The 22,048-nt window shown below is 60.8% G+C and carries 19 protein-coding genes and 1 tRNA gene; 9 read left to right on the top strand and 11 right to left on the bottom strand.

Features of this window, described 5'->3' with window-relative positions:
• The first annotated feature begins 286 nt into the window (after positions 1 to 286).
• The 7 genes from AC1DYQ_RS08920 (at position 287) to pbpG (ending at position 9,597) form a co-directional block, all read left to right on the top strand.
• The gene (locus tag AC1DYQ_RS08920) at positions 287 to 2,065 is read left to right on the top strand and encodes an acetolactate synthase 3 catalytic subunit (RefSeq protein ID WP_477686493.1); all 1,779 of its coding nucleotides are present in this window, start codon (positions 287 to 289) and stop codon (positions 2,063 to 2,065) included.
• Between the two features lie 110 nt (positions 2,066 to 2,175).
• Positions 2,176 to 2,667 carry an acetolactate synthase small subunit gene (ilvN, locus tag AC1DYQ_RS08915; RefSeq protein WP_011483239.1) on the top strand — a complete coding sequence of 164 codons (492 nt, stop codon included), beginning with the start codon at positions 2,176 to 2,178 and terminating at the stop codon, positions 2,665 to 2,667.
• Between the two features lie 127 nt (positions 2,668 to 2,794).
• On the top strand, positions 2,795 to 3,811 hold the full coding sequence (ilvC, locus tag AC1DYQ_RS08910) for a ketol-acid reductoisomerase (protein ID WP_477670845.1): 1,017 nt from the start codon (positions 2,795 to 2,797) through the stop codon (positions 3,809 to 3,811).
• 243 nt (positions 3,812 to 4,054) lie between these two features.
• Positions 4,055 to 4,867: a CDP-diacylglycerol--serine O-phosphatidyltransferase gene (pssA, locus tag AC1DYQ_RS08905; RefSeq protein WP_477686492.1), complete on the top strand. Its 813-nt coding sequence runs from the start codon at positions 4,055 to 4,057 to the stop codon at positions 4,865 to 4,867.
• A 174-nt stretch (positions 4,868 to 5,041) separates the two neighbouring features.
• Positions 5,042 to 6,736 (top strand): 2-isopropylmalate synthase, encoded by a 1,695-nt coding sequence (gene leuA, locus AC1DYQ_RS08900; protein WP_477686491.1) that lies wholly within the window; start codon positions 5,042 to 5,044, stop codon positions 6,734 to 6,736.
• Positions 6,737 to 6,790: 54 nt separating this feature from the next.
• Positions 6,791 to 8,329 carry a 2-isopropylmalate synthase gene (locus AC1DYQ_RS08895; protein WP_477686490.1) on the top strand — a complete coding sequence of 513 codons (1,539 nt, stop codon included), beginning with the start codon at positions 6,791 to 6,793 and terminating at the stop codon, positions 8,327 to 8,329.
• A gap of 203 nt (positions 8,330 to 8,532) precedes the next feature.
• Positions 8,533 to 9,597 carry a D-alanyl-D-alanine endopeptidase gene (pbpG, locus tag AC1DYQ_RS08890; RefSeq protein WP_477686489.1) on the top strand — a complete coding sequence of 355 codons (1,065 nt, stop codon included), beginning with the start codon at positions 8,533 to 8,535 and terminating at the stop codon, positions 9,595 to 9,597.
• Positions 9,598 to 9,672: 75 nt separating this feature from the next.
• On the opposite strand, the gene AC1DYQ_RS08885 is transcribed toward pbpG, so the two are convergent.
• From AC1DYQ_RS08885 to aat, 3 genes are all read right to left on the bottom strand, one after another.
• Complete coding sequence (locus AC1DYQ_RS08885; RefSeq protein ID WP_457278601.1) at positions 9,673 to 10,452, bottom strand: IclR family transcriptional regulator; 780 nt, start codon at positions 10,450 to 10,452, stop codon at positions 9,673 to 9,675.
• Positions 10,453 to 10,527: 75 nt separating this feature from the next.
• Positions 10,528 to 11,307 (bottom strand): arginyltransferase, encoded by a 780-nt coding sequence (locus tag AC1DYQ_RS08880; RefSeq protein WP_477686488.1) that lies wholly within the window; start codon positions 11,305 to 11,307, stop codon positions 10,528 to 10,530.
• Entirely contained in the window at positions 11,304 to 12,080 is a 777-nt protein-coding gene (gene aat, locus AC1DYQ_RS08875) for a leucyl/phenylalanyl-tRNA--protein transferase (protein ID WP_477686487.1), read from the bottom strand. Before aat ends, AC1DYQ_RS08880 begins: the two co-directional genes overlap by 4 nt.
• A 299-nt stretch (positions 12,081 to 12,379) precedes the next feature.
• Between aat and AC1DYQ_RS08870 the strand changes: the two genes are divergently transcribed.
• A tRNA-Asn gene (locus AC1DYQ_RS08870) sits at positions 12,380 to 12,455 on the top strand.
• Between the two features lie 291 nt (positions 12,456 to 12,746).
• On the top strand, positions 12,747 to 13,604 hold the full coding sequence (gene thiD, locus AC1DYQ_RS08865) for a bifunctional hydroxymethylpyrimidine kinase/phosphomethylpyrimidine kinase (protein ID WP_477686486.1): 858 nt from the start codon (positions 12,747 to 12,749) through the stop codon (positions 13,602 to 13,604).
• On the opposite strand, the gene AC1DYQ_RS08860 is transcribed toward thiD, so the two are convergent.
• From AC1DYQ_RS08860 to AC1DYQ_RS08825, 8 genes are all read right to left on the bottom strand, one after another.
• Complete coding sequence (locus AC1DYQ_RS08860) at positions 13,588 to 14,886, bottom strand: purine-cytosine permease family protein (RefSeq protein WP_477686485.1); 1,299 nt, start codon at positions 14,884 to 14,886, stop codon at positions 13,588 to 13,590. The two genes, thiD and AC1DYQ_RS08860, sit on opposite strands and share 17 nt — an antisense overlap.
• A 287-nt stretch (positions 14,887 to 15,173) precedes the next feature.
• Entirely contained in the window at positions 15,174 to 16,277 is a 1,104-nt protein-coding gene (locus AC1DYQ_RS08855; protein WP_477686484.1) for an NAD(P)/FAD-dependent oxidoreductase, read from the bottom strand.
• A gap of 77 nt (positions 16,278 to 16,354) precedes the next feature.
• A complete protein-coding gene (fdxA, locus tag AC1DYQ_RS08850) occupies positions 16,355 to 16,684 on the bottom strand; it encodes a ferredoxin FdxA (protein WP_457278594.1) in 330 nt (109 codons plus the stop codon).
• A 90-nt stretch (positions 16,685 to 16,774) separates the two neighbouring features.
• The gene (locus AC1DYQ_RS08845; protein ID WP_477686483.1) at positions 16,775 to 18,100 is read right to left on the bottom strand and encodes a sulfate adenylyltransferase subunit 1; all 1,326 of its coding nucleotides are present in this window, start codon (positions 18,098 to 18,100) and stop codon (positions 16,775 to 16,777) included.
• Positions 18,101 to 18,214: 114 nt separating this feature from the next.
• Entirely contained in the window at positions 18,215 to 19,171 is a 957-nt protein-coding gene (gene cysD, locus AC1DYQ_RS08840) for a sulfate adenylyltransferase subunit CysD (RefSeq protein WP_477686482.1), read from the bottom strand.
• Between the two features lie 7 nt (positions 19,172 to 19,178).
• Positions 19,179 to 19,799, bottom strand: a complete 621-nt coding sequence (locus AC1DYQ_RS08835; protein ID WP_477686481.1) for a phosphoadenosine phosphosulfate reductase domain-containing protein — start codon at positions 19,797 to 19,799, stop codon at positions 19,179 to 19,181.
• A gap of 5 nt (positions 19,800 to 19,804) precedes the next feature.
• Positions 19,805 to 20,200, bottom strand: a complete 396-nt coding sequence (locus AC1DYQ_RS08830) for a DUF934 domain-containing protein (RefSeq protein ID WP_477686480.1) — start codon at positions 20,198 to 20,200, stop codon at positions 19,805 to 19,807.
• A 20-nt stretch (positions 20,201 to 20,220) separates the two neighbouring features.
• Positions 20,221 to 22,032, bottom strand: a complete 1,812-nt coding sequence (locus tag AC1DYQ_RS08825) for a nitrite/sulfite reductase (protein ID WP_477686479.1) — start codon at positions 22,030 to 22,032, stop codon at positions 20,221 to 20,223.
• Positions 22,033 to 22,048: the final 16 nt, after the last annotated feature.

The raw sequence follows: 22,048 nt of genomic DNA, 5'->3' as shown, positions 1-22,048 counted from the left end.
GGTCTGCGGGTACTCGCAGGGCCGATGCCAATAAGGCATGCATCCAAGGATACAGCTGGAAAATTATCGCATCCCGGCCGGTACCGGATGCGATTTTTCACCGCGTGCAGCCATTGCGCAACGCGAAATGCCATAATACGGCCTGCAATTCAAAAGGCAAACGGGTCATGACTCGGCGGTTTATGTTTCCGCTTATGGTTTTGGCCTCAAGTCTCGATGCTGCTTCACAAGAGTGGGCAAAGAGGCACCCAAGGTATTTCGTTAGAGAAATTCACAAAGGTTCATCATGGAAATCTCCAAAGCGGAAATCGCTTCCGCGGCAGCTGCGTCTGCACAAACAAATTCTCAAGAACTCCGCGGCGCGGAAATCCTCATGAAGTCCCTTCAGGCTGAAGGCGTCAAATACATGTGGGGTTATCCGGGCGGTGCAGTCCTGCATATTTACGACGCCGTTTACAAACAGGATTCGATCCAGCACATCCTGGTGCGCCATGAGCAGGCCGCTGTGCACGCAGCCGACGGCTATGCTCGCGCCACAGGTGAGGTGGGCGTGGCGCTGGTCACTTCCGGCCCGGGCGTGACCAACGCCGTGACCGGTATCGCGACAGCGTACATGGACAGCATCCCGATGGTCATCATCACGGGACAGGTTCCTACCCACGCCATCGGGCTGGATGCCTTCCAGGAATGCGACACCGTCGGCATCACCCGGCCCATCGTGAAGCACAACTTCCTGGTCAAGGATGCGCGGCACATGGCCGAAACCCTGAAAAAGGCGTTTCATATCGCCCGCAGCGGCCGGCCCGGCCCTGTGGTCGTTGATATCCCCAAGGACGTGTCCTTCAACAAGGTGCCTTACAACGGCTATCCGCAAACCATTGAGATGCGCTCTTACAACCCGGTGCGCAAAGGCCATGGCGGGCAGATCCGCAAGGCCCTGCAATTGCTGCTGGCGGCCAAACGGCCCTATATCTACACCGGCGGCGGCGTATTGCTCAGCAATGCCTCGCAAGAACTGCGCACGCTGGTCGACATGCTGGGCTACCCTTGTACCAACACGTTGATGGGCCTGGGCGCCTACCCGGCCAGCGACAAAAAATTCCTCGGCATGCTGGGCATGCACGGCACCATTGAAGCCAACAACGCGATGCAGCATTGCGACGTGTTGCTGGCCGTCGGTGCCCGGTTTGATGACCGCGTGATCGGCAACCCCAAGCACTTCGCGCAGAACGAACGCAAGATCATCCACATCGATATCGACCCTTCCAGCATTTCGAAGCGCGTGAAGGTCGACATTCCCATCGTTGGCGACGTGAAGGACGTGCTGACCGAACTGATCAGCATGATCAAGGAATCCGGTCTCAAGCCCGACGCGAACGCGCTGGGCGGCTGGTGGGACACGATTGAAGGCTGGCGCAAGCGCGATTGCATGAAATACAGCATGGGCAAGGGCGACGTCATCAAGCCCCAGCACGTTGTCGAAACGCTCTGGAAGCTGACCAAGGACGCCGACACCTACATCACGTCGGACGTGGGCCAGCACCAGATGTGGGCCGCGCAGTACTACAAATTCGACGAGCCACGCCGCTGGATCAATTCGGGCGGCCTGGGCACCATGGGCGTCGGCATTCCCTATGCCATGGGCATCAAGCTGGCCAAGCCCGATTCGGAAGTGTTCTGCATCACGGGTGAGGGCTCGGTGCAGATGTGCATCCAGGAGCTTTCCACCTGCCTGCAATACAACACACCGATCAAGATCGTTTCGTTGAACAACCGTTACCTGGGCATGGTTCGGCAATGGCAGGAAATTGACTACGAAGGCCGCTACAGCAGCAGCTACATGGATGCGCTGCCCAATTTCGTGAAGCTGGCCGAAGCCTATGGTCACGTCGGCATGCTGATCGAAAAACCGCAGGACGTGGAGCCGGCGCTTCGCGAAGCCCGCAAGCTCAAGGACCGTACGGTGTTCATGGACTTCCGCACGGACCCGACCGAAAACGTGTTCCCGATGGTGCAGGCCGGCAAGGGCATTACCGAAATGCTGCTGGGGTCGGAAGACCTCTAGGCCCCACGCCAACCACACCCATTCATTCACCGTCACCTGACGAATCTATTGTCTGCCGAGCCTGCGCATTACCGTGCGCAGGGGAGGGCAGCGAAAAGAGGAATCTTCTTATGAAACACATCATTGCAGTTTTGCTGGAAAACGAGCCGGGCGCTCTTTCCCGCGTGGTCGGCCTGTTCTCGGCGCGCGGCTACAACATCGAAAGCCTGACCGTCGCCCCGACGGAGGACCCGAGCCTGTCGCGCATGACGATACAGACCACCGGTTCCGACGACGTCATCGAACAAATCACCAAGCACCTGAATCGCCTTATCGAAGTGGTCAAGGTTGTCGACCTGACCGAAGGCTCCTACACCGAGCGTGAACTCATGATGGTCAAGGTGCGCGCAGTCGGCAAGGAGCGCGAAGAGATGAAGCGCATGGCTGATATATTCCGCGGGCGAATCATCGACGTGACGGAGAAAAGCTACACCATCGAGCTGACTGGCGACCAGTCCAAGAACGATGCATTTCTGGAAGCCATAGACCGCAGTGCGATCCTTGAGACGGTGCGAACCGGCTCCAGCGGTATTGGCCGCGGCGAGCGGATTTTGCGGGTTTGATTTAAGTCGTCCGTGCGCGCGTTTCGACAGGCTCAACGCGAACGGATTTTGAGTGGCGATATGCGTTTACCGTTCGCCCTGAGCCTGTCGAAGGGCATTTTCGCCAATACCTATTCTGGAGAGAAACATGAAAGTTTTTTACGACAAAGATTGTGATTTGAGCCTGATCAAGGGCAAAACAGTCGCCATCATCGGCTACGGCAGCCAGGGCCACGCGCACGCGCAAAACCTGAACGACAGCGGCGTGAAAGTGATCGTCGGCCTGCGCAAGGGCGGCGCTTCGTGGCCCAAGGTCGAAAAGGCCGGCCTGAAGGTCGCTGAAGTCGCGGACGCGGTCAAGGCCGCTGACGTGGTCATGATCCTGCTGCCCGATGAACAGATCGGCGCGGTCTACAAAAACGACGTGGCTCCCCACATCAAGCAGGGCGCTTCCCTGGTGTTTGCCCACGGTTTCAACGTGCACTATGGCGCCGTGATTCCTCGTGCCGACCTCGACGTCTGGATGGTCGCCCCCAAGGCACCCGGCCACACGGTGCGCAACACCTACGCCCAGGGTGGCGGCGTGCCTCACCTGGTCGCCGTGCACCAGGACAAGTCCGGCAAGGCCCGCGACCTGGCCCTGAGCTATGCCATGGCCAATGGCGGTGGCAAAGCCGGCATTATTGAAACCAACTTCCGCGAAGAAACTGAAACCGACCTGTTCGGCGAGCAGGCCGTGCTGTGCGGCGGCACAGTCGAGTTGATCAAGGCCGGGTTCGAAACGCTGGTGGAAGCTGGTTACGCGCCTGAAATGGCGTACTTTGAATGCCTGCACGAGCTCAAGCTGATCGTTGACCTGATTTATGAAGGCGGTATCGCCAACATGAACTACTCGATCTCGAATAACGCAGAATATGGCGAATACGTGACAGGCCCGAACATCGTGACCTCGGCTACGAAAGACGCGATGCGCAAGTGCCTGAAAGACATCCAGACAGGTGAATACGCCAAGAGCTTCCTGTTGGAAAACCAGGCTGGCGCGCCAACCCTGCTGAGCCGCCGCCGCCTGAATTCCGAGCACCAGATCGAGATCGTGGGCGAAAAGCTGCGCGCCATGATGCCCTGGATCGCGAAAAACAAGCTGGTCGACCAGACCCGCAACTGATCGAAGCCCGTCAGGGCTTTGTCCTGCAAAAAGCCGCGCAAAGGTCCTGCGCGGCTTTTTTTCTGACCAGAGCAGACTGGATGGGGTGAGGTAAAAGTTTCTGCCGAGTCCGACCTTGGTATCCTTGGAGGCTTGAGTCGACGGCCTATTCCTTCAAGGAGGCCCGGCTTCTGGATGGCATCTACGGGTGCTATGAATTCGATAGCTGTTTGCGCGCACCAGTTGTGCCTCAGGAGTGTTTTTATGCATGATGGTGAAGATTCGGCGTTCCCTACCGAAGCGGTGGTGATACGCAAGCGACGCAAGGGCATTTACATATTGCCCAATTTATTCACGCTGGCCGCCCTGTTTGGCGGCTTTTACGCCATCGTCATGGCCATGAACGGGCGCTTCGACCAAGCTGCCATCGGTGTGTTTTGCGCCATGATTCTCGACAGCCTGGACGGCCGCGTCGCCCGGATGACCAACACGCAAAGCGCTTTCGGCGAGCAGATGGATTCGCTCTCGGACATGGTGTCTTTCGGCGCCGCACCGGCGTTGATCGCCTACGTCTGGGCCTTGACCAGCCTGGGGCGCTGGGGCTGGATAGGCGCCTTTGTTTACTGCGCCTGCGCGGCGTTGCGTCTGGCTCGCTTCAATGTGAACACGGCCGTGGTTGACAAACGTTTCTTCCAGGGTCTGCCGTCGCCCGCTGCGGCGGCGTTGGTGGCCGGCTTTATCTGGCTGATGACCGATGCGGGAGTCAGTGGGCTGGAAGTGCGCTGGGTGACCTTCGGCCTCACGCTCTATGCGGGCCTCACGATGGTCACGAATGTGCCGTTCTACAGCTTCAAGGACGTGCAAATGAAGCGCAGCGTGCCTTTCGCGGCCATTGTGTTGATCGCGCTTGGAATCGCCGTTATCAATATCCATCCACCTACCGTGATGTTCGGCCTGTTCGTGCTTTATGGCCTGTCAGGTTACGTGCTGTACGGCTGGCGTAAGGCCAAGGGCCAGCAGACCAGCGTGATCTCGACGTCCACCGACGAACCCGACGAACGCGGCCTTCACAAATAATTGTGGTACATTGACCGGATGAAACATATTTCGCTAGCACTACTGCTATCTGCCAACGGGCGGAGACGGTAGCGCACGCGTACACCTGATTCAACGGCCCGTTTGCACCAGCAACGGGCCGTTTTTCTTTGGGTTGCTGGTTTTTTTGTAATCTTTGGGGTTGACGAAATGACCATGTTGAAAACACCTTCCAGCAAATACCAATCCTTCGCGCCTGTCCGACTGGCCGACCGCACATGGCCCGATGCCGTGCTGACGCAAGCGCCCATCTGGTGCAGCGTGGACCTGCGGGACGGCAACCAGGCGCTGATAGAGCCCATGGATATTCCCCGCAAGCTCAGGATGTTCCACACCCTGGTGAAAATCGGCTTCAAGGAAATCGAGGTGGGCTTTCCATCCGCATCCCAGATTGAATTCGACTTTCTCCGCCAGCTCATCGACGGTAATTTGATTCCCGACGACGTCACCATCCAGGTGCTGACCCAGGCGCGCGAGCCGTTGATCCGCCGTACTTTCGAGTCGCTCAAGGGCGCCAAAAAAGCCATCGTCCACCTCTACAACGCCACCGCGCCGGTTATGCGCCGCGTGGTGCTGGGCATGAATGAGGACGAGATTGTCCAGCTCGCGACCGACAATGCGCGGCTCTTCCAGCAACTGGCTGCGGCGCAGCCTGAAACGCAATGGACGTTCCAGTACTCACCCGAGATGTGGTCGGGCACTGAGCTGGCGTTTTCCAAGCGCGTGGTCGATGCCGTGACCGAGGTCTGGCAGCCGACGCCCGAGCGAAAATGCATCATCAACCTGCCGTCCACGGTGGAGCATTCCACGCCGAATATTTTTGCCGACATGATGGAGTGGATGCACCGCCACCTGGCCAGGCGCGACGCCATCGTGATCTCGGTTCATCCCCACAACGACCGCGGCACGGGCACTGCGGCCGGCGAGCTGGCCTTGATGGCGGGTGCTGACCGCATTGAAGGCTGCCTCTTCGGAAATGGCGAGCGCACCGGCAATGTGGACCTGGTAAACATCGCGCTCAATCTCTACACGCAAGGCGTATCGCCCGGGCTGGACTTCTCTGAAATCGACGAAATCCGCCGCACGGTGGAGCATTGCAACCAGCTGCCCGTGCATCCCCGTCATCCGTATGCCGGCGATCTGGTTTACACCTCGTTCTCCGGCTCGCACCAGGACGCCATCAAGAAGGCTTTCGCTGCGCGCAAAGAAGGCGACGTGTGGGACATGCCTTATTTGCCCATCGATCCCAAGGACCTGGGCCGCAGCTATGAAGCCGTGATCCGCGTCAACAGCCAGTCGGGCAAGGGTGGCATCGCCTACCTGCTGGAAAGCGAGTTCGGCCTGGAGCTTCCGCGCCGCCTGCAGATCGAGTTCAGCCAGGTAGTGCAATCGGTGATGGACGCGACCGGCAAGGAATTGACAGGCAAAGATATCTTCGCGCTGTTTGAGAAGGAATACGGCGTACAGACCGTTGCCGCACCGCAGCGTCTGGCGATTGAGGAAACCGGAAAAGCCGGCGGCGAGTCCTTCCACATCAAGGCCGAGGTTCAGCTTGGCGGCAGACGTCACGCCGTTGAGGGCACAGGCACCGGGCCCATAGATGCCTTCGTGGCCGGCTTGGCCGCGGCGACAGGCCACACGGTCCGCGTGCTGGATTACCACGAACACGCCATCGGGGCTGGGGCGAGCGCGCAGGCCGTGGCCTACCTGGAGCTGCGCATCAACGACCAGACGCTTTTCGGCGTCGGCATGGACGGCAATATTGTCTCGGCGTCGCTCAAGGCCATTGTTTCCGGCCTGCAGCGCAGCAAGGCCGGCCAGCCCGCCGGCGAGGCTACCATTAGCGGTTAACCCGGTTCAAGACCTTTCAAAAAACAGAGCGCCCAACGCATCAGGAATCCCGCCATGACTGACAAACTCATTATTTTCGACACTACCTTGCGCGACGGCGAGCAATCGCCCGGCGCTTCCATGACCAAGGACGAAAAGCTGCGGATTGCCCGCCAGCTGGAGCGCCTGAAGGTCGATGTGATCGAAGCCGGGTTTGCCGCCAGCTCCAATGGCGATTTCGAATGCGTGAAGGCTATTGCGGAGGTGGTGAGGGACTCCACCATCTGCTCGCTGGCGCGTGCCAACGACAGGGATATTTCCCGCGCTGCCGAGGCCTTGAAACCTGCGGCATCGGGGCGTCTGCATCTGTTCCTTGCAACCAGCGCCCTGCACATGGAAAAGAAACTGCGCATGACACCCGATCAGGTATTCGAGCAGGCCAAGCTCTCCGTGCGTTTTGCCAAAAACCTGATGGGTGATATCGAGTTCAGTCCCGAAGATGGCTATCGTTCGGACCCGGACTTCCTGTGCCGCGTGCTGGAGGCCGTGATCAAGGAAGGCGCAACCACCATCAACGTGCCCGACACCGTAGGCTACGCCATCCCCGAGCTCTACGGCAACTTCATCAGGAACCTGCGCGAGCGTATCCCCAACAGCGACAAGGCTGTCTGGTCCGTGCACTGCCACAACGACCTGGGCATGGCCGTGGCCAACTCTCTGGCCGGTGTGAAGATTGGCGGCGCGCGGCAGGTGGAATGCACCATCAACGGCCTGGGCGAGCGTGCCGGCAACTGCTCGCTCGAAGAAGTGGTGATGGCCGTGAAAACCCGCAAGGATTACTTCGGCCTCGAACTTGGAATCGACACGCAGCACATCCTGGCGGCCAGCCGCATGGTGAGCCAGACCACGGGATTTGTGGTGCAGCCGAACAAGGCCGTGGTCGGCGCCAATGCCTTCGCGCATGCCTCGGGCATCCACCAGGACGGCGTGCTCAAGGCGCGCGACACCTATGAAATCATGCGCGCCGAAGACGTGGGCTGGAGCGCCAACAAGATCGTGCTGGGCAAGCTGAGCGGGCGCAACGCCTTCAAGCAGCGTCTGCTGGAGCTCGGTGTCGCCATGGAAAGCGAAGCGGACATCAACAACGCCTTCGCCAAATTCAAGGAACTCGCGGACCGCAAGAGCGAGATCTTTGACGAAGACATCCTGGCGCTGGCGAGCGATGAAAGCGCTTCGCATGACAACGAGCAGTACGGCTTTGTGTCCCTGTCGCAACACAGCGAAACCGGCGAACGCCCTCAGGCCAGCGTCGTGTTCACTGTGGCCGGCAAGGAAGTCAAAGGCGAATCCGACGGCAACGGCCCTGTTGATGCCTCCCTCAAAGCCATCGAGTCACACGTCAAAAGCGGTGCGGAGATGGTGCTTTACTCTGTGAACGCCATCAGCGGATCAACAGAAAGCCAGGGAGAAGTCACGGTGCGTTTGCAAAACAGCGGGCGGGTGGTCAATGGCGTGGGCGCCGATCCCGACATTGTGGTGGCATCGGCAAAAGCCTATTTGAGCGCGTTGAACAAGCTCCAAAGTAAAGCTGACCGCGTGGCGGCACAGGGATGATGTAACAATTAAAAAAATAAAAACCTTTGTATTCAATGACTTGGCGTTGAATCTGGGTGCGGGTGGGGCTTTAAGCGTTAAAAACGTCACAAAGTGAGTGTGTTTTTAGGAAAGTCGCGCAAGTTTTTGATATTGCGTGACTTTTTCTATTTGTATACACTCCAGCCATCCCATTCATTGCAATCCACGCAGGCAAGACCACCATGTCTCATCAGATTTTCAATCGCGCATTAAAAATCGTTGGATTCATGGCCCTGATCGCCGCCTTTGCAGTGCCAGCCGCGAATGCGGCAACCACCAAAAAAACCATTGTCAAAAAGCAGCACGCCTCGTCCAAGGCGTCGGCTTCCCAAAAAGTTATTGCGACACGCAAGAGCGTACGTTTTGTTGCAGGTACAAAACGCAGAAGCATCATCCGCGTGTCCATTCCGGCCAAACCATCCTTCGGTCAGATTGCCGGTTTGCACGGTTCGCAAGATCCCCTTGAACTGAAGTCCAGCGTCGCGCTGGTGATCGACCAGGACACGCGTGAAGTGCTGTTCAGCAAGAACGACCATGCTGTGTTGCCGATCGCATCCCTCACCAAATTGATGACCGGCGTCATCGTCAGCGGCGCCAAGCTGCCCATGGATGAGCTCATCACCATCACGCAGGACGACGTGGACACCGAAAAGGGCAGCAGTTCACGCCTGAAGGTCGGCACCACGCTCACGCGTGGTGAGCTGCTCCACCTGGCCCTGATGTCCAGCGAGAACCGCGCTGCGCACGCCCTGGGCCGTACCTACCCCGGTGGCATGGGCACGTTTGTCAGCCTGATGAACGCCAAGGCAAAAATGCTGGGCATGACGGACACCAGCTATGTGGAGCCCACCGGCCTTTCCAGCCGCAACCAGTCCAGTGCGCAGGATCTGGCGACGCTGGTCAACGCAGCACATGGCGACCCGATGCTGCGCGAGCTCTCCACATCGACGGGTTATCAAGTTGCAGTCGGCACCCGCACGCTGCAGTACAACAATACCAATCGCCTGGTGAAGAACCCCGACTGGGATATCGGCCTGCAAAAAACCGGCTATATCTCTGAAGCTGGCCAGTGCCTGGTCATGCAGACCAAAATCGCAGGCCGCAAACTGATCATGGTGTTTCTGGATTCCGCCGGCAAGCTGAGCCGCCTGGGTGATGCCGAGCGTGTACGCCGCTGGGTGGAGTCGAATCCGGTGGCCGAACCCAAGGTGAATGTCAGCACCTCCATCAAGCAGGTGAACGGCTGAGCATTCCCGAGTTGCGCGGTCTGCTATTGTATTGATAGCTGCTTGCGCTCGGCCTGATTGGGCCGCAGCCTTTTTTTACTTGGGTTTGTAGCCCAGCGCGGCTGAAATCTCATTCGCAGTCGCCTGCAACTTGGGCAGCCAGTGTTCGTCCAGCCGGTCAGCCGGGGCCGAAATCGACAAGCCCGCTACCAGCTGGTTCTGGTCATCGTAAATACCTGCAGCCATGCAGCGCACTCCCAACTCCAGTTCTTCGTTGTCGCGCGCGATGCCGTACTGGCGCGCTTTGGAAAGCTCGCGTTCCAGAATCGGCAACTGCGTGATGCTGTTGCGTGTCTGTCCCGGCAGGCCGGTGCGCGTCGCGTAGGTGCGCAGGCGCTGCGGGTCGTCAAACGCGAGGAACAGTTTGCCCACAGACGTTAGATGCAGCGGCGCACGGCCCCCGATGGCCCGTACCACCTGCATGCCGGAGCGTTCGCTGTAGGCGCGCTCCACGTACACGATTTCATCGCCCTGGCGCATGCTCAGGTTGACCGGTTGCTGTGTGAGCTTGTGCAGCTCGCGCATGGGCAGCAGCGCAGCGTCGCGGACGTCCAGACGGGCTTTGACAAGGTTGCCCAGTTCCAGCAGTCGCATGCCCAGCCGGTAGCTGCCCGCTGCGGGGCGATCCACAAAACGGCCCGTGGCCAGATCGTTCAGGATGCGATGCGCAGTGGAGGGATGGAGCCCCGACTTCTCGCTGATTTCCTTGAGCGAAAGCGCTTCTTCGCGGTTCGCCAGGATTTCGAGCAGCGTGAACATCCTTTCAATGACCTGAACGGTCGGTGTCGCGGGAAGGGCTGAGTCGGGCTTTTTCATGTGCAGGCTTTCTGCTGCAAATTTTACCCTGTGAAATCCTGATGCGCTGGGTGATGCGCCTGATGGGGCCGATGCCTATGCCTTGTCGGATGGCCTGCCTGTATTTTCTGCCGCAGGCTCTGCGGAAAGCACCCACTGCCCGTCGACCAGCACTTCATTGGGTCTGAATCCGGCCTTGTAATTCATTTTTGGGCTTTCCGCGATCCAGTAGCCCAGGTACACGTAGGGCAAATCGAGGCGCCGGGCCTGCTCGATCTGCCACAGCACGCTGTAGTTGCCGTAGCTTGCGCGGCCATCCGGCTCATAAAACGTATAGACCGCGGAAATGCCGTCCTCCAGCACGTCAAGGATGGACACCATCTTCAGAGCGCCCGGCTCGCCGTCAGGCAGGCTTTCGCGAAACTCCACCAGGCGTGAATTCACACGGCTTTGCAAGAGGAACTGGGTGTATTGGTCAATGCTGTCATGGTCCATGCCGCCGCCCGCGTGACGGCCGTTCTGGTAGCGCAGGTAGAGCTGGTAGTGCTCCGGCATGAAGCAGAGCTTGAGGATGCGGGCCTGCAGCGCCTGGTGCCGCTTCCAGGCGCGGCGCTGGCTGCTGTTCGGGCTGAAACTGCCAACAGGCACCCGCAGCGGGACGCAGGCCTGGCACCCATCACAGTAGGGGCGGTAGGTGAACATGCCGCTGCGCCGGAAGCCGTTGGTCACAAGGTCCGAATAAGCGTCGTTGTGGATGAGGTGGCTGGGTGTGGCAACCTGCGAGCGGGCCTGTTTGCCCGGCAGATAGCTGCACGGGTAGGGCGCCGTTGCGTAGAACTGCAAGGTTTGCAGTGGCAGGTCTTTGAGATGTGTCACGGTAGGTCCAGGGTTCCCTTCGTTCCCGTCGTCAGTATCTGATTCCAGTATACGGGCTCAAAGCGCCAGTCGGGCCCCGTTTTACCCACACTTTGTCCGAGGTGGGCAACAAATTCCGCCCGGCTGATTTCTCCTGCGCCCAGGGACGCCAGGTGATGGGTATTTTGCTGGCAATCTATCATGGTGATGTGATGTTCACGGCAAAAAGCCACCAGTGCCGCCAGTGCGATTTTGGATGCATCGGTCTGGTGCGCAAACATCGATTCGCCAAATACCATGCGGCCCAGATTCACACAATACAAGCCGCCTGCCAGCTCGCCGTCGATCCAGGTCTCTACGCTGTGCGCATGGCCCGCCACATGAAGAGTGGTATAGGCCTGCACCATGTCGGGGACTATCCAGGTACCGGGTTGGCCGGAACGCGGCTTGCTGGCGCAGGCGTCGATGACGCGCTCAAAGGCGCTGTCGAACCTGATTTCGCAGCGAGGATGTTCCTGAAAACGAACTACCGCCTTACGCAGCGACCGGTGCAGCTTGAAGTGGCGAGTCTGCAGCACCATGCGAGGGTCAGGGCTCCACCAGAGCACGGGCTGGCCGACGCTGTACCAGGGGAAAATTCCACGCGAATACGCATGGACCAAGGTCGGCACATCCAGTGCGGCACCGGCCGCCAGCAAACCGGGTGCCGGGTCATGAGGCCCCCACGCGGTATCCAGTGAGGGAAAGTTTTCGCCGGCGGCAAGCCAGGGCACGGGGCGCGGAAGTTTACCCATGGCTTAAAAATGGACAGTCATAAAGCCATTAAAACAGCGGGCCGTGAAGGACATGCGCAAATGGTAGCCGAGCAGGCTGCGGCGGCGTGGCCAAAGCGTTGCCGAGATCAGTGATTCATAGACATGCTATTGATTTGATAGCTGCTTGCGCATATCAAACAAGGGTTGAGGGCCAATAGGCCGCCGTTTTTTTTGCCCACGAAGCGGTGTCTGCTCGCCATTCGGCAGGAGCCAAGGCATTGACAGAATGCCGCAGGCTTAAAAAGCTCGAAAATTGACGCTATAATCTAAGGCTGTATTCCTCAATAGCTCAGTTGGTAGAGCGCCGGACTGTTAATCCGTAGGTCCCTGGTTCGAGCCCAGGTTGAGGAGCCAAGAACAAGGCCCAACAAGGCCACCCCCGAAGCCCGCTGTCCATCAGACTGCGGGCTTTTTCTTTGAGCTGCAGGGCTTCTGGATGACGGTTGTCGCAGTACGGCGTTCCGCGATAATTGATCTGGCATTCGTTGCGCTGTCTTTACCGACGCTAGCCTTCGCAGCGCCATGCGAACACCTTCGCCCCGAGGAACAAATGGCCTCCGCTCTTTCATTTGCAGGTATTGGGGCCTGCACCGAAGCCGCGACGCTCAGGTTCTGGTGTGATGCACTGTGGATCACGGAAAACGAATGACTGCACTCATGAATGAAACCACTTTCGACCACGAATACCCGCGCGTGCTGAGCATTGCAGGTTCCGACAGCGGCGGCGGGGCCGGCATCCAGGCTGACCTCAAGACCTTTGCCGCGCTGGGCTGCTACGGCATGACGGCCATCACTGCGCTGACGGCCCAGAATACGCGCGGCGTTCGCGCCATCCATGGCGTGCCGCCGCAGATGCTGCGCGACCAGATCGATGCCGTGATCGAAGACATAGGCGCGCATGCGGTGAAGATAGGCATGCTGCACGCACCCGACATCGTGCGGACCGTGGCGGAGGCAATTGATCGGCATGCGCTGCAGAACGTGGTGCTGGACCCTGTCATGGTCGCCACCAGCGGCGCCGTGCTGATCGACAACCCGGCCATTGCGGTACTGGTGGGTGAGCTGTTTCCGCGTGCCATGGTGGTCACCCCAAATCTCGACGAGGCTTCGCTGTTGGTCGGCCGGTCGCTGGGCACCGAGCAGGACATGCAGGTTGCTGCACAGGAGCTGCTGGCCCAAGGCGCCCGCGCCGTGCTGCTCAAGGGCGGGCATTTGCCCGGCGATGTGGTCAGCGATTTACTGGCCACCCAAAGTGGCGAACTGCACTGGATGCGCGGGCCGCGCATTCCCAGCCCCAATACCCACGGCACCGGTTGCACGCTGTCGTCCGCGATTGCCGCTCACCTGGCGTTGGGGCACCCTCTGTTGGAGGCTGTGCAGCGCGCACGCGCCTATGTGCGTGCGGCGCTGGAGGCTGGTGCCAGAGTGCGAACGGGCGCTGGCGGCGGGCCGCTGAACCACGGCCACGCGCCCATCGCGATGCGGCTCAAGCCGCTGCGGTGATACCGGAGCGGCCGCTGCGCGTCAGGCGTGCCAGTACAAAGGTCAGCACCAGGGTTGGCAAAGCCGCACCCCAGTCCGGCGCGAGCTTCGCGCACAGGTGATAACACGCAATGCCCAGCACCCAGATCGCGACGGCGCTGGCATTCACCTTGCGCTCAGTCACCAGCGAAGCAATACCGGCCGTGCCTGCCAGCCGCGCAAGGATCACGCCGTACAAGGGCACAAACACCGAACTGAGCATCAACAAAAATGGCTCCAGGCTGTGCATGGGCAACACCAGCGCCAGCGCGGTGCACAGCAGTGCCAGCCCCACGCCCCAGCGCCGCACGCTCCAGGCAGGTTTCAGGCTGTGGCCGGCCACCGAGCCCGAATAGAGATCGCCATACGCGTTGTCGACCTCGTCGATCAGAATCAGCCCCAGCGCGATCAGGCCGCCTTGCGCCAGCAGCAGCGCGGCGACGAGGTCGGTGCTGGGCGCTGTAATCGCGACCAGCACGCCCAACGCATAGCACCAGATATTGGCGATCGCATAGCCCAGCCAGGTGCCGCGCAGCGCGGCTTTGCCATCGCGTCCATGGCGCGCGAAATCGGCTACGAGGGGTAACCACGACACCGGCATTGCGATCACCAGGTCGAGTGCGGACAGCGTGCTCATGCCGCCTTCACCTGGCCGCATCCACAGCGCGCTCAGGCCCTGGGCATTGGCCTTGGACAGAAACTGCCAGCTCAGCCACAGCAATGAGGCGATGACCAGCGGCAGGCCATAGCGGCCTATGAATTTGCGCACCAGCTTGACCATGGAGCCCGACAGCAGCGCCAGCAGCACCGCGCCCCACAGCAAAGTGGCCAGAAGAGGCCAGAAGGCACCTGCAAAGTTTCCGGATTGACGGGCGATGGCCACTGTCCCGTCACGCATCACCACCAGTTCGAAGGTGGTCCAGCCGATGAGCTGCACGATGTTGAGCAGCACCGGCAGGCGCGCAAAACTGCTGCCATAGGTGGCATGCATCAGCCCGGCGCTGGAAAGCCCGCTGTCGCAGCCGATCCTGGCCGTCCAGGCCAGCAAGCCGGCGCCAAGTACCGAGCCGCAGACGATCACCAGCAAGGCTGTCTGGGTGCCAACGGCCGGCACCAGGTAGGCGCCGATCTGCATGACCAGCAGGCCCACCCCGAGGCTGAGCCACAGTGCGGCATGGTCGCTCCAGCCGAACAGGCGGTCGCTGGAGGGCAACGGCGCAAGCGCGGTGTTGCCGGCGGCAGCAGAAGTAGAAGTCGTGGTCATCAGCAGTTCCGATCATCGATGCCAGGTCGGCCTGCTTGAAGCCCGCAAGAACAGCGGGCATCCGGAACATGCTTCCCTGCGCGAGGATTACCTCAAATCAGGTTCAAAGGGACTTTCTCAGCCGCCGCAACTCGCACGACGAATTGCAGCAACACCCCCAGCGAAAGCGCCTGTGTAGACGCCAGCCAAATTGTAGGGCGATTCCGGGCGGGCCTATTGCGTAAGCCGTACAGGCAACAAAAAGCCCGCACGCGGCGGGCTTTCAGGTGGAAGCGAGCCAGCTCGGCTTAGTCGTCAAACACCGGCGATTCAACACCCAGCACCTTGTGCAGTTTCGGGCTGGTTGTGGTGTATTGCAGGTGGATCTTCTTGTCCGGGAAGATCAAGGGAGCCGCGCCAAAGGCTGCCAGCGCGCACTCATGGAAGCCGCTCAGAATCAGCTTCTTCTTGCCGGGATAGGTGTTGATGTCGCCCACGGCAAAGATACCTGGAACATTGGTGGAAAACTTCTCGGTATCCACCTTGAGCTGTTTGCGCTCTATGTCCAGGCCCCAGTTGGCAATAGGCCCTAGCTTGGGTGACAGGCCGAAGAACACCAGCAGCACGTCCAACGGCACCACGCGCGTAACGCCATCGGAGCCGGTGACCTTGGCGCCGGTCAGCTTGCCGTTTTTTTCCTCGTAGCCAGTGATCTGTCCCACGATGAACTGCATCTCGTAGGCGTCGCAGAGTTCGCGCATTTTGGCCACGCTGGCAGGCGCCGCCTGGAAGCCGTCGCGGCGGTGAATCAGGATCACGCTCTCGGCCTTGTTCGGGCCTTCGGCGACAAAGTTCAGCGTCCAGTCAAGCGCCGAATCACCGCCGCCCACAATCACCAGGTTTTTTCCGGCAAAGTCGGCCGGGCTTTTCACGCGGTAGAACAGCTGGCTGTCGTCGAACTTCTCCAGGCCTTCGACGCGCAGCAGCTTGGGCTGGAAGGCGCCCACACCGGCTGCGATGAAAATGGTTTTGGTCAGGAAGCGCGTGCCTTTTGACGTTTCGACAAAGAAGCGGCCATCCTGCTGCTTTTCAACCACGCTGACTTCCTGGCCGAAATGAAAGGTCGCGCCAAAGGGCTCGATCTGTTTGAGCAGGTTGTCGGTCAGTTCCTTGCCGGTGCACACGGGCACGGCCGGAATGTCGTAAATCGGCTTGTCGGGGTAAAGCTCAATGCACTGGCCGCCCGGGTAGGCCAGCGAGTCGATCACATGGGCCTTGATCTCAAGCAGCCCCAACTCAAACACCTGAAACAGGCCTACAGGCCCGGCGCCCACAATCACCGCATCGGTTTCGATGGGACCGTCGTGCTGCGCTGCGGTATTGATCACTTCTTGGTTCAGTTGAGGTTCCATGGTTCCTGGGCGCTTTGCAAAGCGCGTGGCTGCCCGGGGAGGGCGAGGTGCCGTTGGCTTGGGCCGGTTGACGCGGCTTAGCGGACCAATTCGGACAATTTGCCCGTCTTGTCTTTCCATTCCTCGGCGTCGGGCAGGGCATCCTTGCGCTTGGTGATGCTTTTCCAGCCCGCGGCACGGCTCAATTCCACATTGAGCTGGATGAACGCCACCTGGTCGGCCGGTACGTCTTCCTCGGCGTAGATGGCGTTGACCGGGCATTCGGGGATGCAGACGGCGCAGTCGATGCATTCGTCCGGATCGATCACCAGCATGTTGGGGCCTTCCCGGAAGCAATCCACGGGGCAGACATCCACACAGTCGGTGTATTTGCAGCGGATGCACGATTCGGAGACGATGTGAGTCATGTTATTTGGGGCTAATCGGTGGAAACCCTCAATTTTAAGAGGATTCCGTGAGCAGGGTTAAGTCGTTGAGGGCGCGGGGCTTGATCCTGGTCAAAGGACCAGCAGGGCACCTGAGGTCTTGTTCGAGGCGGTATCCACCAGGACCAGCGAGCCCAGCATGCGCGAACGGGCATAGGGCAGGGTGGCCAGCGGCTCCTGCAGGCTCAGCTCGATATGTCCGATGGCATTGGGCGGCAGCTCGCTGGCGTCTTCCTCGGCCAGGGTGTTGACATCGAGCTTGTGGACGATGCGTTTGACCTTGGCCTTGACCCAGCGGTGGCCATGCAGCGCCCAGTAGATGCGCCCGGCGACCAGCGGCTCATCGTCCATCCAGGCCACGGTGGCCGAGATCTCCCTTGAGGGCTCAAAGGTATCCGTGGCCAGCAGCCAGTCGCCGCGCGACACATCGACTTCCCGGTCCAGCACGATGCCCGCGCTGTGGCCGGCCAGGATGGCTTTGGGCTGGCGGGCATGGTCCAGCACCTGTGCCACCACAGCCGTCTTGCCACTGGGGAGGATGGTCACGCTCTGGCCCGGCTGTACGCCGCCCGAGGCAACACGGCCCCAGAAGACGCGCCGGCCCTGAGAGGTATCGGATGAAGACGAAAACTTTTCAACCCATTGCACCGGGAAGGCAAAGGCTTCGGTGGTTTCGGCCGGCGTGACGGGCAAGTGTTCCAGCAACTGCAGCAATGACAAGCCTTCATAACCGCACCAGCCGGGCTGGGCGTCCACCACGTTAAAGCCCTTGAGGGCGGACACGGGCACGGTCGCTTTCACCGGGATTTTCGCGGCCCGGGCGAATGTCGCCAGCGCTGCCTCAATGTTTCTGAAAGCCAGCGTCGGGTCTTCCACGGCGTCGAGCTTGTTCACGGCGAACACGATGGACGGCACACGCAGCAGGTTGACCAGCAGCGAATGGCGGCGGGTCTGCTGCAGCAGCTCAAGCGCGGGGTTTTTCCAGTCGAGCTTGGTCGCATCCACCAGCACGACGGCGGCGTCGGCACTGGAGGCGGCCGTCACCATGTTGCGGGTGTATTGCTCGTGCCCAGGGGCATCGCCGATGATGAATTTGCGGCTTTCAGTGGCGAAATAGCGGTAGGCCACGTCAATGGTGATGCCCTGCTCGCGCTCGGCTGAAAGGCCGTCCGTCAGCAATGCCAGGTCGGTTTCACCCTGGCGCTGCACGCCGGCCAGGTGGTCCTGCAGCACGGCCTTGCTGTCCACCAGCAGGCGGCCGATCAGAGTGCTTTTGCCGTCGTCGACCGAACCGCAGGTGATGAATTTCAACGCGGGTTTCAGGTCGTTTTGGCCTGCAACCGTTTCTGGCTGTGCGCCGCCAGCTATCAAATCAGTAGTGTGGGTACTTGTAGTCATCTCAGTCTCAAAAATGGTGGCAAGGTCTTTATCAGTGGGGGCCGCGGGTCCGGCTGTGCCGGTCCGCAGGCGCCACCCCCTGGGGGGAGCAGGCGAAGCCTGTCCGGGGGAGAACTAAAAATACCCGTCTTTCTTGCGCTTTTCCATCGAAGCGTCGGAGGTCTTGTCGTCCATGCGCGTTGCGCCGCGCTCGCTCACGTCGGCGGCCAGCGTTTCGATCACGATCTCGGCGGCCGTGGCGGCCGGGCTGTCGACCGGGCAGGTGCAGGTGATGTCGCCGACGGTGCGGAAACGCACGGTCTTTTCAACGATCTGCTCCCCGTCGCGTGCCGGGGTGAGGTCCGTCACCGGTACCAGCAGGCCCTTGCGTTCGACCACCTTGCGCTGGTGCGCGTAGTAGAGCGACGGCAGCGCGATTTTTTCGCGCTCGATGTATTGCCACACATCGAGCTCGGTCCAGTTGGAGATCGGGAACACCCGGAAGTGCTCGCCGGGCTGCAGCCGGGTGTTGAACAGCGTCCAGAGCTCAGGGCGCTGGGCCTTGGGTTGCCACTGGCCGAAGCTGTCGCGGTGCGAAAAGATGCGCTCCTTGGCGCGGGCTTTTTCCTCGTCGCGGCGCGCGCCGCCAATCAGGGCGTCAAAGCGGAATTCGTCAATCGCCTCAAGCAGCGTGACCGACTGGTGCACATTGCGCGATTCGCCTGGGTGGGCCAGGCGCACCGTGCCGCGTTTCATCGAGTCTTCGACATTGCGCACGATCAGCTCGGCGCCCAGTTCTTTTGCGCGGAAGTCACGGAAGTCGGTCACTTCGTGGAAGTTGTGGCCGGTGTCGATCATCAGGAGCGGGTAGGGGATGCGGCCCACGCCGAAGGCCTTTTCCGCGCACTTGAGCATCACCAGCGAATCCTTGCCGCCCGAAAACAGCAGGGCCGGGCGCTCAAAGGCGGCGGCTACTTCGCGCAGGATGAAGATGGTTTCTTCTTCCAGCGCGTCGAGGTGGGAGTTGGACAGCCGCGCGATGGAGATCGCCGGGTCGGCTGGCAGCAGGTGGGATGGTGTGCGGGCGTTCATAGGTCAGTCAGTGCGCAAGGTGCAGGCCGCATTCGCGGTTGTCTTCGCCCTTGGTGGGGTCCACATAGTCGAAGTTGTTGGGCAGGCCGTTGATTTCACAGTACTGGTAAAGGTCCTTGGACGACCAGTGCAGGAGCGGCGCGACCTTGATCAGGCCGTCGGGGTTGACGCTGACCGGGTCCATCTGGGCGCGTACCGCGGTGTCGGTGGCGCGCAAGGCCGTGAACCAGACCTGGGGCGCGGTTTCACGCAGGGCACGGGCAAATGGCTCGAGTTTCACTTCCTCAGTGAATGTCGCATGGCGTGGATCGTCCAGCGCCGGGGTCGCGCCTTCCACGGCCTCGCGGTGTGCACGGGAGCGGCGTGGCAGGTAAATATGCAGGTCCAGCTTGAGCAACCTGGTCACTTCATCGGCGAAGCGGTAGGTGGCCTCGGTGTTGTAGCCGTTGTCCATCCAGACCACGGGAACGCGGGGATTGGCGCGCGTCACCATGTGCAGTATCACCGCCTCGAAGGGGCGGAAATTGGTGGTGACGATGGCGGGTCGGCCCAGTCCCACGGCCCAGCCCACCAGGCCCTGCGCGTTGTGGCCGAGTTCTGCGTTGATCTTTGTAAGGTCGAGGCTCATGGTATTCAGGCGGCAGCCGCTTCCTTGAAGTGGGGTCGCACGTCTACCGCGTCGCCCTGATATTTGCCTGCTTTGTAGCCGGGGTAGCTGCTCAACACACGTTGGGCAACGGCCATGTCCTGGTCAGCACGCAGCACGGCAGTGTCAAAGCCGCTGCGCTCCATCTGGGCGAGCTGGTCCACCAGTACGTCGCCGGTGGCGCGGATTTCACCCTTGAACTCGCGGCGGCGGCGCAGCAGGAAGGCCTGGCTGTAGGCGCGGCCATCGGTGAACTTCGGGAAGTGCAGGTCAATGCGCGCGATGCCGTCGAGTGTGATCTCGAATGGATCGGCATCGTTCGCAAGGACCAGGGTACCGGGTTGTTCGGCGCCGCTTTGTTCGCTGAAAGGCAGTAATTTCATCGTGATTTCCTTTCCAGTGTTCAGTGCGCGACGGTGTTGGGGGCAAAGCGCGCATTCTTGGCGGCGGCCTTGTAGGGTTCGATGCCGACGCGGCGGAAAGTCGCAATGAACGTTTCGCCGTCTTCGCGCAGCTGGCGATAGGTGTCGAGCACTGCTTCAATGACTTCCGGCACTTCGGCGCCGGTGAACGAAGGGCCCACCACCTTGCCAGGCACCGAGGCGCCGCTCAGCGTGGAACCATCGGAGCCGCCCAACGACACCTGGTACCACTCAAGGCCGTCCTTGTCTACGCCCAGGATGCCGATATGGCCGCTGTGGTGGTGGCCGCAGGAGTTGATGCAGCCGCTGATGTGCAGGTCGATCTCGCCCAGGTCGTGCAGCTCGTCCATGTCCTGGTAGCGCTCGGTGATGGCTTCGGCAATCGGGATGGAGCGCGCATTGGCCAGCGAGCAGAAATCACCGCCGGGGCAGGCGATCATGTCGGTCAGCAGGTGGATATTGGGCTTGGCAAAGCCCGCCTTGCGGGCGGCGCGCCAGAGCTCGGGCAGCTCGTCGCAGCGCACCCACGGCAGCAGCAGGTTCTGGTCGTGGGTGACGCGCACTTCACCGGCGCTGAACTGGTCGGCCAGATCGGCGGCGATGTCGAGCTGGTCGGCCGTCGCGTCGCCGGGCGCCTGGCCCAGGCGCTTGAACGACAGCGTCACGGCGCGCAGGTCGGGGTTCTGGTGCGGGGCCACATTGCGCTGCAGCCAGCGGCCGAACTCCACGTCGTCTTCGGCGGCGGCGCGCAGGATGTTGGCAATTTTTGTATCGGCGCTCTTGCGGTCGCAATTGAGCGCAGGCGGCACAAAGCAGGCTGTCACGCGGTCGAGTTCTTCCTGCGTGATGGTGTGCGGCGCGCCATCGTGTTCCAGGATCTGCTTGTATTCGGCCTCGACATCGTCGATGTAGCGCTGGCCTTCGGCCTTCACCAGAATCTTGATACGGGCCTTGTAGATGTTGTCGCGGCGGCCATAGCGGTTGTACACACGCACCACGGCTTCCAGGTAATTCATGATCTGGTTCCAGGGCAGGAACTCGCGGATCACGGTGCCGATCACGGGTGTGCGGCCCATGCCGCCGCCCACCAGCACCTTGAAGCCCAGTTCGCCTTCGGCGTTGCGGATCAGGTGCAGGCCGACGTCGTGCCAGGCGGTGGCGGCGCGGTCTTCACGGGCGCCGCTGATGGCGATCTTGAACTTGCGCGGCAGGAAGGCGAACTCGGGGTGCAGCGTGCTCCACTGGCGCAGGATTTCGCCGAAGGGACGCGGGTCGGCGATTTCGTCGACGGCGATGCCGGCACGCTCGTCGCTGGTGATGTTGCGGATGCAGTTGCCGCTGGTCTGGATGCCGTGCATGGCGACGCTGGCCAGCAGGTCCATCACCTCGGCCGACTTGTCGAGCGGAATCCAGTTGTATTGCACGTTCTGGCGCGTCGTGAAGTGGGCATAGCCGGTCGTCAGTTTGGAGCTGACCGACAGGCCGTTTTTCAGATTGACGGGGCCGAGCTTGTCCTGCTTGGCCTGGGCTTCACTGAACAGCGCGGCGTTGGGCTGGTCGTATTCGCGGGCGATTTTGGCCAGCACGCGCATCTGCGCGCTCGACAGCTCGCCATAAGGCACGGCCACGCGCAGCATGGGTGCGTAACGCTGCACATACCAGCCGTTTTGCAGGCGCAAGGGGCGAAATTCGTCTTCAGGCAACTGGCCTGCCTGCCAGCGGGTCAGCTGGTCACGGTATTGGGCGGCGCGGGCCTTGACAAACTCTCGGTCAAATTCTGTGTATTGGTACATGGCTGTCGGGATTCAA

The sequence above is a fragment of the Polaromonas sp. P1_F4 genome (assembly GCF_056405675.1).
Note: the sequence above shows the minus strand (reverse complement) of the source record. Positions and strands in the feature narration are given on the sequence as shown.